General features: G+C 40.4%; 14 protein-coding genes. 7 read left to right on the top strand and 7 right to left on the bottom strand.

Annotated elements, in window-relative coordinates:
• Positions 1-80: 80 nt before the first annotated feature.
• From ACEN82_RS02770 to ACEN82_RS02750, 5 genes are all read left to right on the top strand, one after another.
• Positions 81-1,337, top strand: coding sequence for a gliding motility protein GldB-related protein (locus tag ACEN82_RS02770; RefSeq protein ID WP_413322493.1), 1,257 nt, complete (start codon positions 81-83; stop codon positions 1,335-1,337).
• 84 nt (positions 1,338-1,421) lie between these two features.
• Positions 1,422-1,892 carry a YciI family protein gene (locus tag ACEN82_RS02765; protein WP_413322494.1) on the top strand — a complete coding sequence of 157 codons (471 nt, stop codon included), beginning with the start codon at positions 1,422-1,424 and terminating at the stop codon, positions 1,890-1,892.
• Complete coding sequence (locus ACEN82_RS02760; protein ID WP_413322495.1) at positions 1,893-2,549, top strand: DNA alkylation repair protein; 657 nt, start codon at positions 1,893-1,895, stop codon at positions 2,547-2,549.
• 443 nt (positions 2,550-2,992) lie between these two features.
• Positions 2,993-4,474, top strand: coding sequence for a PAS domain-containing sensor histidine kinase (locus tag ACEN82_RS02755; RefSeq protein ID WP_413322496.1), 1,482 nt, complete (start codon positions 2,993-2,995; stop codon positions 4,472-4,474).
• Between the two features lie 16 nt (positions 4,475-4,490).
• Positions 4,491-4,895 (top strand): response regulator, encoded by a 405-nt coding sequence (locus ACEN82_RS02750; RefSeq protein WP_090528481.1) that lies wholly within the window; start codon positions 4,491-4,493, stop codon positions 4,893-4,895.
• 54 nt (positions 4,896-4,949) lie between these two features.
• Here the strand turns inward: ACEN82_RS02750 and ACEN82_RS02745 are convergent, their stop codons facing one another.
• The 3 genes from ACEN82_RS02745 to ACEN82_RS02735 all read right to left on the bottom strand — a co-directional run bounded on the left by ACEN82_RS02745 (position 4,950) and on the right by ACEN82_RS02735 (position 7,795).
• A complete protein-coding gene (locus ACEN82_RS02745; RefSeq protein WP_413322497.1) occupies positions 4,950-5,420 on the bottom strand; it encodes a hypothetical protein in 471 nt (156 codons plus the stop codon).
• Positions 5,421-5,445: 25 nt separating this feature from the next.
• Positions 5,446-6,426, bottom strand: coding sequence for a type I phosphomannose isomerase catalytic subunit (locus ACEN82_RS02740; protein ID WP_413322498.1), 981 nt, complete (start codon positions 6,424-6,426; stop codon positions 5,446-5,448).
• A 139-nt stretch (positions 6,427-6,565) separates the two neighbouring features.
• Positions 6,566-7,795 (bottom strand): NADP-dependent isocitrate dehydrogenase, encoded by a 1,230-nt coding sequence (locus ACEN82_RS02735; protein WP_090529643.1) that lies wholly within the window; start codon positions 7,793-7,795, stop codon positions 6,566-6,568.
• 212 nt (positions 7,796-8,007) lie between these two features.
• Here ACEN82_RS02735 and ACEN82_RS02730 point away from each other — a divergent pair, with 212 nt between their 5' ends.
• Complete coding sequence (locus tag ACEN82_RS02730; protein ID WP_413322499.1) at positions 8,008-8,718, top strand: hypothetical protein; 711 nt, start codon at positions 8,008-8,010, stop codon at positions 8,716-8,718.
• An 82-nt stretch (positions 8,719-8,800) separates the two neighbouring features.
• Positions 8,801-9,235, top strand: coding sequence for a hypothetical protein (locus tag ACEN82_RS02725; protein WP_112657773.1), 435 nt, complete (start codon positions 8,801-8,803; stop codon positions 9,233-9,235).
• Between the two features lie 61 nt (positions 9,236-9,296).
• On the opposite strand, the gene ACEN82_RS02720 is transcribed toward ACEN82_RS02725, so the two are convergent.
• From ACEN82_RS02720 to ACEN82_RS02705, 4 genes are all read right to left on the bottom strand, one after another.
• Positions 9,297-11,090, bottom strand: coding sequence for a DNA polymerase III subunit gamma/tau (locus ACEN82_RS02720; RefSeq protein WP_413322500.1), 1,794 nt, complete (start codon positions 11,088-11,090; stop codon positions 9,297-9,299).
• Between the two features lie 82 nt (positions 11,091-11,172).
• On the bottom strand, positions 11,173-12,627 hold the full coding sequence (locus tag ACEN82_RS02715; protein ID WP_413322501.1) for a capsule assembly Wzi family protein: 1,455 nt from the start codon (positions 12,625-12,627) through the stop codon (positions 11,173-11,175).
• 403 nt (positions 12,628-13,030) lie between these two features.
• Positions 13,031-13,267: a hypothetical protein gene (locus ACEN82_RS02710; RefSeq protein ID WP_090528506.1), complete on the bottom strand. Its 237-nt coding sequence runs from the start codon at positions 13,265-13,267 to the stop codon at positions 13,031-13,033.
• Between the two features lie 86 nt (positions 13,268-13,353).
• Complete coding sequence (locus ACEN82_RS02705; protein WP_413322502.1) at positions 13,354-13,974, bottom strand: hypothetical protein; 621 nt, start codon at positions 13,972-13,974, stop codon at positions 13,354-13,356.
• Positions 13,975-14,113: the final 139 nt, after the last annotated feature.

The raw sequence follows: 14,113 nt of genomic DNA, 5'->3' as shown, positions 1-14,113 counted from the left end.
CGGAATTTCGATTTCGGATTTTTAATATTGAAATTATGATTTGAAGCCGGGCATTGCCCGGCTTTTTTTTATTTTAGGAGATGAATAAATACCTACCTTTCCTGTTTCTTTTATTGAGTACATCTGCCTTTGCACAAAAGAGCTTAAGCGCCAAAGGCGATAGCTTATACGAGGCGAAGAATTTTGTTCAAGCCGGAAATTGCTACTTACAGTCGGCTAAAAAAGTCGAATTTAAGGCTTCAGCTACCAACGATTACTACAATGCCGCCTGCTGCTATGCACTTTCAGGTAAGGCCGATAGCGCAATGAAGATATTGAAATTAGCTATTAATAGCGGCTATAAAAACGCAGCACACCTCATAACAGATTCCGACCTGAATTCACTGCATCAAATGGCTGAATGGCGACCGCTGCTTAGTTCGGTAGAAAAACAACCCAAGGGATTTACCAACGATCCTCTAAAAGCCAGACTTGTAACCAGCGACATTAAAAACTTTTGGGCGGCTTATGACCGCGCTCAGAAAGACACTGCAAACCGCCGTAATATTTACAAACAATACTATATTGATCCCGGATCAGTGGGCTTGCAGGATTATTTTGCCATCAAAGTTGTGCACATGAAAAACTTTGTAAAAGGTCATGATAAAAAGTCAAAGTTTTATGCTGCTATCCGCAAAAATACTTATACAGTTGACGAGCAAAAACCGCAGATGACGGCATCGTTTGTAAAACTAAAAGAGCTCTACCCTGAGGCCAAATTTCCTGATGTATATTTCGTCATCGGCGCTTTTTCATCTGGCGGCACATCAACGGATAATGGCTTACTCATTGGCCTTGACCAGGCAGTGCGTACGCCGGATATACCGATAGATGAACTTACACTTTGGGAAAACAATAACTTCGGCAAACTTGACTACCTTCCAAACCTCGTAGCGCACGAACTTATCCACTTTAACCAGGATGGTATGTTAGACGGAGATACTACTTTACTTAAGGCTGTTTTGGTTGAAGGTATGGCCGACTTTTTAGGTGAACTGATATCAGGACACACTGCAAATGAACGCCTTCATATATGGGCAAAAGGCCGCGAAAAACAAATATGGGCCGATTTTGAAAAGGAGATGTATTTAAAGCGGGCTTATAACTGGATAGCCAATTCCAACCAGGAAACGGCCGACAAACCCGCCGACTTGGGTTATTGGGTGGGTTACCAAATCTGCAAGGGCTATTATGACAACAACACGGATAAAAAGCAGGCTATTTATGATATGCTGAATATAAAAGATTATAAAGCTTTTTATAAAAAAAGTGGCTTGAATAAAAAGTTTGGTAATTAACATACCACCATTCGAAGCCGGACGCTTGCCCGGCCTTTTATTTGCCGGCATTATTTATATTTGATATAACCAATAATCACTTTTATGAAGAAAGCTTTACTTATCATTACTGCTATTGCATTAAGCTTTAACTGCTTAGCTCAGAATACTGCTGCTTCAAAACCTGTGTACGATGCTGTCCTGGCCAAAAAGCTTGGGGCTGATGATTACGGCATGAAAAAATATGTGATGGCCTTTTTAAAAGAAGGGCCAACACAACTCAAAGATTCGGCGGCTAACATGCAGCTGCAGATGGCGCACCTTAAAAACATTGGCCGGCTTGCTGCCGAGGGTAAGTTAGTTGTGGCCGGTCCGTTTCTGGATAACCAACCCTTACGTGGAATCTTTATTTTTAATGTAGAAACCGTAGAAGAAGCCCAAAAACTTACTGAAACAGATCCGGCCATCAAAGCAGGAACTTTAGTTATGGAGCTGCACCCTTTTTATTGCAGCGCGGCGCTGATGCAGGTAGTGCCGATTCACAACACCCTCCAAAAGAAAAGCATGACCAATTAAATGGATGACGTACTATTTGTACTTGAACAGCTTAAAGAAAAAGCTGATGCTGCGTACTTAAAAGGCATGGCCCGTTTTGGTATTGATAATTCGAGGGCCTTAGGGGTAAAATTGCCGGAGATCCGCAAACTGGCTAAGATCATTAAAAAAGATCATGAGCTGGCTTTAGCACTTTGGGATACGCAAATACATGAAGCCCGGATACTGGCCTCCATGATAGCCGATCCTAAACAGGTTACCCCCGAACTAATGGACAGCTGGACCGGCGACTTTTATTCATGGGATATCTGCGACCAGGTTTGCGGTAACCTTTTTGACCGCACCCCATTTGCCATTGATAAAGCTGTTGAATATAGCAGTCATGAGCAGGAATTTGTAAAACGTGCCGGTTTCGTTTTAATGGCCGAATATGCAGTTCATAATAAAACGGCGCCCGACGAAATATTTACAAACCTGTTTCCTATTATGGAGCGGGAAGCCTGGGATAACCGGAACTTTGTTAAAAAAGCTATTAACTGGGCTTTACGCCAAATGGGCAAACGGAATAATATATTAAAAGTTAAAGCCATTAACACTGCACAAAATATATATAACCAACCCAGCAAATCGGCCAAATGGATTGCAAAAAACGCGCTTGATGAACTAATAAGAAAATAATGATTTAATATTTTCTACAAAGTTAAATCACCGGCAAATTGCCTGTAAAATAGGACATTATAAAACCCAATAATAGTTCGCCCATATTTACTAAACTGGTGGCCGCAATTTTTTACAATTCAATTACATCAAACAATTTTATGAAGGATACCTTCATTTTTTTAACACAAAAATGAAGTGTGAGCATATTTTTGTAAAATATCACTTCAATTAAGAGTAGATATGGCCAAATATTCTTCAAGCCGTAAATACCAGTAAAAGAATACATTATAAAGTATCAAAAATATTATATTTGAAGCAGGCCAAATGTGGAATAAATGATTGATAAGAAGCCACGGCCATACAACTGATGGTTATAAATTATAAAAACTTCAAATCATGGCACATGTTTTAGTCATATGCACGTGTCAAAAACAAGTTGAATTAGTGAACAGATTGTTGATATGAGTTTTTTTGAAAAGGGCAAACTTTCCGGCGATGATGCACATCTTACCCCTTTGATCAATGATCTGGATACGGGGATCTGGAAGTACAATTTCAATACAAGGGAAGTAAAATGGTCAACAGGCTTCTATACGCTGTTAGGTTATCAAGTCAATGAAATTGAATGTGATGCTTATACTTTTTTTGAACATCTGCTTTACCACGGCGATAAACCGTTTTTTTTCAACGCCATTAACAACAGGGTAGCGGAAGACACACCACCGCTCCAACTACGTTTTTTAACAAAAAAAAACGGGTACCAGTGGTTTGAAACAACTATCAGGAAACTGGACGACGAGCATGGCAGTATAGTTTACGGTTCGCTTGTAAACATCAACCGTTACAAACAAGACGACTTATTATCGGCACATAACCAAATCACCAATGATGATGCCTTTAAAACAGCACGGTTAGGCATCTGGGAAATTGACTCTCAAAACATCAATACCATTGTGCTGTCAAAACAAGTATATGACTTATTTGATCTTCAAAATCATTTAAAACTGAGCGTTGAAGAGTTTATTAGTTTTTTTGAGCCTCCGTACCGGCCTGTTTTACAAAATGCGATTAACCATACTGTTGAAGACAGCAGGCCCTTTGATATTGAGTTGCTTTTACGTTCGGCCAAAAACAATATGTTATGGCTAAAAGTAAAGGCTGTACCTGTGATTGATCACCTGGGTACATGCACATCAGTAAAAGGGGTTATCCAGGATATCGACAGCGAAAAAAGAAAGTTGCTGAAACTTGAACAGTCGATAAATTTACTGACCGACCAAAACCGCCGCCTGCAAAACTTCGCGTACATTGTTTCACATAATCTTCGTTCGCATACGGGCAACCTCCAATTTATGGTAAACCTGTTTGAACAAACCGAAACCACTGAAGAACGGGAGGAGATCTTTTCGCATATTAAAACCATCAGCGACAGCCTGGATCTGACCATCGAACACATCAACGAAATAGTTAAGATTCAAACCGAAATTACCAAAGAGCGAAAGGTGGTTGAGTTGGAACCCATGTTCAAAAACATTTGCTCGGCGTTAAAAAATAATATTGAAACCATAAACGCCCATGTTGAAGGTGACTTTACGCAATGCCGCGAGATCAGTTATATACCGGCTTACATGGAAAGTATTTTACAAAACCTGCTTACCAACTCCTTAAAATACAGTCACCCCGACAGGCAGCCCGTTATAAAATGCTATACCTTAACAGAAGGGAAACATATTTATCTCATTTTTGAAGATAACGGCCTTGGTATTGATCTTGACCGTTATGGCGATAAGATTTTTGGCATGTACAAAACATTTCATCAAAATACGGATGCCAAAGGCATTGGCTTATTTATAACCCGTAACCAGATTGAAGCATTAGGCGGAAGCATTAAAGTTGACAGTACAGTAAACGTTGGCACAAAATTTACTATCAGACTGGTATAATTAAAATTACCAAGAGATGATTGCAGAGCGAAGTCCGGCTAACACCTGGATTGTGGATGATGATAGTATTTACGTTTACGGCCTTAAAAAATTAATAAGCATAAAGGAACTGAATACCCAATTGAGCCATTTTGTAAATGGAGAAGAAGCCATTTGCGCATTGAAAAAAGCAAACGAAGACCATAACCTACCCGATGTAATATTACTGGATATTAATATGCCGGTTATGGATGGATGGGAGTTTATGCATGAATTTGCGAAAATAAAACCCCGAACGGGGAAAAAGATCGCTGTTTATATGGTGAGTTCATCAGTTGATCTTAACGATATCCACCGGGCTAAAAATATTTCTGAAGTTTCTGACTATCTGTTCAAACCTGTAAGAATAAATCAGTTAAAAGAGGTTTTTGACAACGTTTAACCGCAAGTCACCGAGCAAGAAAAAAAATACGGAACCTAAAAGGCTCCGTATTTATTATTGCTTCATTAACACCGAAGTAGAAATAAAGTATTGGGAGGTATCTTTAAATGTAAGCTGAACTTTTCCGCCTACATTGCTCACCACGCCGTATGAAACAGATTTATTGGACAAAGTAAACTTTATCCGGTTACCGCTTTGCACCCAGGAACCCGACGCAGATGCCCCCTTTTGCCCAATAATAGTGTAACTATTATCAGTCCTTGAAACATAACAATCTTCAGCGCCTACATAAGCGGCTGTCCATGTGCCATCACCTTTCAGGTTAGTTTGGTTATCACTTATGCATGGAGACACAACGTTTGTATAGGTATCTGCGTGACCGGTGGTGATGTTTATATTCGTTTCTGATATCAGCGAATACTTACCTGCATAAGCATTTACAGGTTCACCCTTTTCTTTTTTGCAAGCATTACCCGCAAGTAATACGACTATGGCCAGGCTTAAAAAATATATTTGTTTTTTCATAAACGCAGGAAACAACCGTATGCTGTTATTCAATATAGCTTTCCAGTATTTTAAAGCCGCCTGTTGTTTCCAACTCAACTTTATCGATGCTTTTTGGTAACAGGATACATTCGCCCATTTTAACCGCGTATGCCTGGTTGTTATATTTTACAGTATAACCGCCTTCAACACAAACATGGATCACAAATGAATCAAGCGCCGAATAGTCTTTCGATGTACTTTCGTCAAAATCGAGCACATTGGTAGTAAAATAAGGGCAGGTAACCAGTTTTACAGTTTCGTTCTTTTTAGGTTCGTATTGGGTTTTATATTCGGGATAATGCTTGTAATCAATAGCGGCAAGAGCTTCTTCGGTATGTAACTCACGTTTATTGCCTTTATCATCAACACGGTCAAAATCGTAAATACGATAAGTAATATCAGATGTTTGCTGAATTTCGGCAATCAATAAACCTTTGCCAATAGTATGCACCCTGCCTGCGGGTAAAAAGAAAACATCATCAGCTACTGCATCCTCTTTGTTAAGGATATCCATGATATGACCGCTGTTTAAAGCATCGACATATTTTTGCTCGGTCATTTCCTGGTTAAAACCGGTAATCAGTGTCGACCCCGGATCGGCTTCAATGATATACCACATTTCGGTTTTACCAAATGAGTTATGGCGTACTTTGGCCAGCTTGTCATCGGGGTGTACCTGTACCGAAAGATCATCATTGGCATCAATAAATTTCACCAATAAGGGGAAGATGTTGCCGAAGTGATCATAAACCTTTTTACCAACCAGCTCATCTTTGTATTGCTCTAATAAGTCGGCCAGTGATTCACCTTCCAAAGCGCCCGAAGCTACAACCGAAACATCAGATTTTACGCCTGATATTTCCCAGGTTTCGCCGCAGTTGGGCAGGCTGCCAAAATCTTTATGCAAATAGGTTTTTATCTTTTGACCGCCCCATATCTTGTCTTTATATATGGTTTTAAATTTTAATGGATATAATGCCGACATAGTGTTATGTATTTTTGCCCGCTAAGTTAGGAGTTAAATAGAAAATTGAAAACGCTAAATTGGTTTACTCAGCTTAATGTGTAACAAAAAAGCCCATACGATGATGTATGAGCTTTTTCTTATTTAAATCGCCTGTCAATTATTTACCTAAGCGTTTTTTCAGGTTCTCGTCAATTGCAGCCAAAAACTCTTCGGTGTACAGGTAATCGGTACCGTGCTCCACTTTTGGTTTAATGGTAATGGCCAAATCCTTGGTCATTTTGCCGCTTTCAACGGTTTCAATACAAACTTCTTCCAAAGCCTTGCAGAAATTGATCAGTTCTGTGTTCTTATCCAAGATGCCACGGAATTCCAAACCTCTTGTCCAGGCAAAAATAGATGCAATTGGATTTGTCGAGGTTGGCTTACCTGCCTGGTGATCACGATAGTGACGGGTTACAGTACCGTGGGCAGCTTCAGCTTCCATTACAGTACCATCAGGAGTAACCAGGGTTGAGGTCATTAAACCTAATGAACCAAAGCCTTGTGCTACAGTATCTGACTGTACGTCGCCATCGTAGTTTTTACAAGCCCAAACAAAGTTACCGTTCCATTTAAGGGCCGATGCAACCATGTCGTCAATTAAGCGGTGCTCATACGTGATACCGGCTGCTTCAAACTTTTGTTTGTAATCATTTTGATAGATCTCTTCAAAAATATCTTTGAAGCGGCCATCATATTTTTTAAGGATGGTATTTTTGGTTGAAAGGTATAAAGGCCAGCCTTTCATTAAAGCCTGGTTAAAGCAGGCATGCGCAAACCCTTTGATAGACTCATCGGTGTTGTACATCGTCAATGCAACACCATCGCCTTTAAAGTTAAATACCTCGTATGATTGCTCGGGGCCGCCATCTTCAGGAGTAAACTTAACGGTTAATTTACCTTTGCCTTTGGTTAAGAAATCGGTAGCACGGTACTGGTCGCCAAACGCGTGACGGCCAATGCAGATAGGCGCAGTCCAGTTAGGTACCAGGCGGGGTACATTGGACATAACAATAGGCTCACGAAAAACAGTGCCGTCCAATATGTTACGGATAGTACCGTTTGGCGATTTCCACATTTGTTTTAACCCAAACTCTTTCACCCTTGCTTCGTCGGGCGTAATAGTAGCACATTTAATACCAACGCCGTATTGTTTAATTGCGTTAGCTGCGTCAATAGTTACCTGGTCGTCGGTTTGGTCGCGGTACTCTATACCCAGATCGTAATATTTAATATCAAGATCAAGGTACGGGGTAATCAATTTGTCTTTAATGAATTTCCAGATTATTCGGGTCATTTCATCGCCATCCAGTTCAACTACCGGATTCTCTACTTTTATTTTTGACATGCCTGATGTGGTTTTTGTTATACAAACGGCCCAAATATATAAAATTGACTTTATCAATTTTATCAAATAACGCAATGAAAAATTATAGATTTCGTTATAATGACAATTATTAACACCGGCATTGTTGTTTTTATAAACTTTGGTGCTATTTTTATAAAATAAAACGCTTACCATAAAACAAGCTCCTTTTATACAGGTGCTGCCGTTTATTTATGATAAAATCCATACTAAAAATCTCCATTATAATCCTGCTGTGTTCTGTATCTTTTTTAGCTAAAGCCCAAATAGGCTTTGATTATGCACAATATGACGTTGGCTTTGCCGCAGGTATCAACCAGGCCAGTTCTACCGATGTGCAAACCCTAAAAACAACACCTTCTATAAATCTTAACTTTACTTACAATCAAGGCCCGTTTGTAAATTATGTATTTAATGTGGAGGTAGGCCGTTTAAAAGGCGGTTCGCCGGCTACAAGTACACAAAGGCAATTTGAAAACCATTTCAGTGCTTACTCTTTCAGGGTGCAGGTACAGGCAGGCGAATTAATTGATTACTCAAGAAGTGCTGTAGCCAATGCTTTTAAAAACCTTTACCTGTCATCGGGCTTAGGATACATTAATAATAATGTTGTAGACAGAACACAAGATGCGCTTTTATTGGAGCAGGGTCGGGAATTACCATACGAACGCAAAACAAATGAAATATTTATACCACTAAGGCTGGGTTATGAGTTTAAGCTGTTTAACAGTTACAATCAGCCTGCAGTTAAAATTGACCTCGGTTACCAGTACAATTTTATTATGGGCGATAATCTTGACGCCTACGTTGCCGGCGCGCATAACGATGCATACTCGCAGGTTACTTTAGGTTTTAAATTTGCCATTGGTGGTGTTACATCTTACCGGAAACAGATCCATTATTAAGCTTAGGCTAAATCTTTTTTGATTGATTTGCTTTTTGGCAGGATTTTTACTGCGTATATTTATATAATAAAAGCACAAACCTATGAACTACGATCAAATAGACGATGCAGGTTTCAATGATGATCTGCCTGATCGCGACGAAAACCTGAAAGATGAACTGGGCGAAACCATTGATAAGGAAGACCTGAGTTATAACCCGGACGATAATAGCTACGAATACGATGTAAAAAGTGATGACCCGGATTATGACCATCCCGACCCGTATCATACTGCCGCAAAAAACGGCGAGGATTTTAACTCCACCTATGACGAGGCAAACCCTTACGATGTAGACGGCGAATTTGACGAAGACCGTTCGCTTGAAACCGATGTAGATGAATTGGGAATGCACATTGACAACGGAGAAAGTGTTGAGATTGATCCCGTTGATGCCGCCCTTTCTCACACTCCCGAAGACGACCGCGATGACCTTGACGAAGAGGGATACCCCAAAAATGACAGGGAACCCCTGAGATAATTTATTAACTGCTGAGTTGTGGGTTTTTAATTAAGCCCGCAGCTCAGCATTCAAAACCCGGTTAATCAAAATCAAGATTAAACCGGCTTTTCAATTCCAGCAACTGCGGGTTGCGGGCTGCCATATGCTGAAACTTTTCGGGCGCGGTATAAGGCTTACGTACTACCTTTTGTTCGTCAACCCGGGCATTTACCTCGATAGTAAAATTTTTAAGTGTACTGCGCAGATAATTCAACATAACGGGCTTTTCATCCCTGAAAATATTTTCCTGCACCATATTGCCTACTATTACTTCAAAAACATAGGGCTTTAGCATGCGCGGCGCACCCGCTGTAAGAACGGTTAGCAAAGTTTTTTTACCCTCTTTTTTTGCGAATGCAGCAAAATCACTCCAGCATTGCAAAAAGGCGTCAATGGTAAAATCCTCTTTATCCTCTCCTTTTAAATATGGGTCCTCTTCTTCAAGCAATTCTTCCTGCGTTTTAACTTCACCGGTTAATGAAGGGGTGAGCGTACTTCGCAAAGGCATTACTATCTTAGGCTTTTCAGCAGGCGATGTTATTGTTTCTTTTACCTGTACAGATGGCCTTACAACCTCTTTTGGTGGGGCACTGTATACCGGTGCGGCTTCGCTCACTATAGGTACAGCAGGGCTTGCCTGCGCTCCGTTAACAGGCGTTACTGTTGAGGTATCAGGTTTTTTTTTTAGTCCCCCGTCGGTCGCGGAAGTTACAGTGAGTGGTGTGGTTGCCAGGTTAAACACCGATGGCAGGTGGCACATCTTGAGTAATGCCAATTCAACCTGGAGCCGTTGATTTTTGCTGAGCTTATAACTAATATCGCACTGGTTGGCAATATTCATGGCCGAGAGCAAAAACGACACCGATGCCTGCTGCGATTGCTGCAGGTATTTTGTTTTAATGCCTTCACTCACCTCAAGCAGCTTTAATGTCGATTGATCCTTCCCCACCAGCAGATTTCTGAAATGTTCAGAAAGCCCGGCTATAAAATGCGCGCCATCAAACCCGCGCGAAAGGATCTCGTCAAAAAACAATAATACTTTAGCGGTATCTTCCTTAAGCAGGCTCCCGGTTATATTAAAATAATAATCGTAATCAAGTATGTTCAGGTTATCGATAACCGAGCGATAAGTAACTTTGCCGCCAGAGAAGCTTACAATCTGATCAAACATCGAAAGCGCGTCGCGCAAACCACCATCGGCTTTCTGGGCTATGATATGCAGGCCGTCGGGCTCATAACCTATGCTTTCCTTGCCGGCAATTGATGCCAGGTGGTTGGCCATATCCTCAACCCTGATGCGGTTAAAATCAAAGATCTGGCAGCGCGAAAGAATGGTTGGCAGGATCTTATGCTTTTCGGTAGTAGCCAATATAAATATGGCATAATGAGGCGGTTCCTCCAATGTTTTCAGGAACGCATTAAAAGCGGCCTGCGACAGCATGTGCACCTCATCAATAATATAAACCTTGTAACGTGCCGCCTGGGGCGGGATCCGTACCTGCTCAATCAAACTGCGGATATCATCGACAGAGTTGTTTGAAGCAGCGTCAAGCTCATGAACATTAAAAGAGTTTCCGTTTTCAAAAGCCTTGCATGAAGCGCATTCGCCACAGGCTTCGCCATTGGGCTGCAAATTGGTACAGTTAATGGTTTTAGCCAGGATCCGTGCACAGGTAGTTTTACCCACACCACGCGGACCACAAAACAAAAATGCCTGTGCCAGCTGGTTATTTTTTATAGCGTTTTTGAGCGTATTGGTTATATGCTGCTGACCAACAACGGTTTCAAAAGTAGCCGGGCGATACTTACGGGCCGAAACAATGAAATTATCCACAAGTGCTAAGGTAGTGAGAAATTAGATTTGGTGAAAGAGCGGTTTTGCTAATTTTTTTACACACCGGCATCGATAACAATTATTACAAAAAGGTTTTTGAAACTTTCAGGATAACACCAAAGGAATTGTACAATAACCCGCCCCTGTCATAACCTATATCATAACCTATCTTGTAGCCCTTATTAAGCGGCCTGACACCCTCAAGATAAGCGGAAAACTGGTTAACCTGTTTAAACACCCCGTATAAACCAGGGGCTACAACATTACCTCCCGAGCCCATAAAACTATTGTTACCTGTGCTATAGTTACCTTTGTTTATTGAATACGAAAGTTTAGCCGTATAAAACCATTTATAAATATAAAGCTGTGATGCAGCGTGAAACACTGTAACCCTGTTATTGATAAAATATTCGTTCGGTGAAGATGGTAGATTGTCCCGGCCTTCTTGCCGGGTTGTAATAAATGGCGAACCGAGACCTACTGCTTTATATGACCAGCCCTGCGCATATTCATAATTATTGTAATAGTTTTCATATCCTGAATTTGTTCGTTTAGCGCCAAGAGCACCCGCCTGGTTAGCCGTGTAAAGCACCTCAAAAACTATTTTTTTCCAATAAAAATTCCCGTTATCAGGCTTGTTGTTGGTTATACTTAAACCATTTAACCCATCGGCAATGTTTGCAAGCGATGAAAGCGCCCCTTTATCATATAAGTTTTGACGATAAAGCAAAACATTAACACCATCAAACCGATATTCGGCCCCCACATCTAATGACCCTAAATGATTACCGACTTTTGAATGATGATAAACCTGCCCTATTAATACATGCCATAACGTTTCTGATCCGGTTAAGCGGTAATTGGGAAAAATGTCCTTTTCATCGCCCCATAGCGCTTCATGGTTGAAACCCAGTTGCAGCTTAAAACGCCAACCAGGCATACCTATACGTGTATATAACCAGTTTTCAAGATAATATGCTTTTGAATTGTTGACCTGGGCATGCCTGTAAGATATATCAACATTACCAATATAACCTATTGCCAGGTTAGCTTTAACAGCAAATAACTTACCTAAAACAGGTATACTATAATACTGCGGTATGCCTATTGATATTTTGGGTACGCCCAGCGCATTGCCCGAAACCGAGAATGCCCCTGAAGAAAGGGTGGAATCGGCCAAACCCACAATATCCTTTGAACGGCCAGCTTTCAATTCAAAAATACCGGCGTGGGCCTTTACAAATCCCTCAACTAAAATAAACTTGCTATTATTTCCGGCATTTCCTCTACCTTCAAAGGATGCGGCCCAGTCGTAAGTTTTTGTTGTATCATAATCTTTCCGAATTTTTCCGATTAAACTACCGGACCCACCCGATAACGGAATACTGCCAAACTGATTTGCCCTTAACCAAAATGGCACTGAATTATTGGTAGTGACAATACCCTGGGCCTCCAGGCTAATATGCACATCCTGATTTTGTGCTTTTGCTAAAAAAAAAGATAATAATATCGGCAATAAGACGACTAATTTTTTCATAACAGACAGTTTCGGCTAACGATTAATTTCAAATAACAAAAAATGATAATTTATTAAAAATAATATTATTTTTTTATTAAAATCACATCAATAATACTATTGCTAATACAAAAACAATCGTAATGTAGCAAATAAATTACATTATTCGCATTTTAACTTCAAATTAAATTTAACTACCCGTTTAAGTCAATGAAACTCAGGTCGAAAAAAATTAAATCTTGGAGAAAAAAATAGACACAAAAGAGCCTGCGTTATGATTACTACGCAATTTTGATTTAACTCAGCTCAGGGAACAAGCTGCTCTGATCACCTTTTAAGGCAACAACGGAAAATAAACAGGAATAAGCAAAAAAGGAACTTAATATGTCGCGGTCAAACAAACAAGACTTAACCACATAATATATTAAATATCATCATCAGGCAAATGATCATCATCTTCGGGGTCAGGCTCACCGATACTGCCATCAACCTGTATTTCATGCAGATCTTCTTTATCCTCAAGGATATCATCAAAATCTTCATCTTCCTGGTCGTCCCAGTCGCCTTCAAGGGGATCATCCCCTCCGCCATACATTAAGATCTCATCGAAAGTAAGCGGATTGCTTGTTCCTTTTTCGGCTTGAATAGTTGCGGGTTGCATAGCTTATGAGTTTTTAAGTAAAACCATAAGCTATGCCATAAGTTTTAGAAAAAATATTGTTTTTATCAATACAATCTCTCCCCTGTTTACAGAATATCTATCGATACTATTTCCTTTACCGTATAATACCCCTTGGCTTGCGGCAGATACACTTCCAGGTCCTTCCAGGTTATCTGCAGTTTTTTACCGGCAAGTTTAGCCGGTGAAGCATCTATAAATTTCTCAGACCCGGGAAACTGCCTGAGCCAGATAAATGATTTTTCGGCAGCCGCCTTATCTGTTATAACAATATAATTGAATCCTTTTGTATCAATCCGTTTAAATACGCCGGTAGTAACTTGCGCGCCGGTACCCTCAGCATCGTCATCCTTTCCCATTTTCATGGCCAGCTGCATAAAAGATCCACATTTTTGCTTCATCAGGTTTTTACCGATCTCCACGCCTACTTTACTCATTGCCGGTTCATCGGTTACCTCAACATTTTGCTCTTTGGCTACATCCATCAGCAAGTCGGCATGGTTTTCAAAGCACTTTTCAAAAGCATCATTGGCAGCTTGTTTGGTAGATATCTTTGCCACGTCAATTTTGGACAGTTCCTTACAAAGCGAATCAAGCAGGCGTTGCTGCGCGGGCCCTATTGTTTGTGCTTTTATTGCACCGGTTGTTGTTATAAAAAATGCGATAAAAAGGAGCAGGTTCTTTTTCATAATATTAATTTGGCTGCTAATATAGCACTGCCGGGCTAATTTGCTGTTACACACGTAGCATTTCATTTAAAAACATTTGATTGTTTCAATAATTACCCCTACATTTGCAGCCCCGTTATAGCGGGTAAATAATTAAAAA

It is taken from the genome of Mucilaginibacter sp. Mucisp73 (assembly GCF_059491465.1).
The sequence above is the reverse complement of the archived record's forward strand: the minus strand, read 5'-3'. Positions and strand labels throughout refer to the sequence as shown.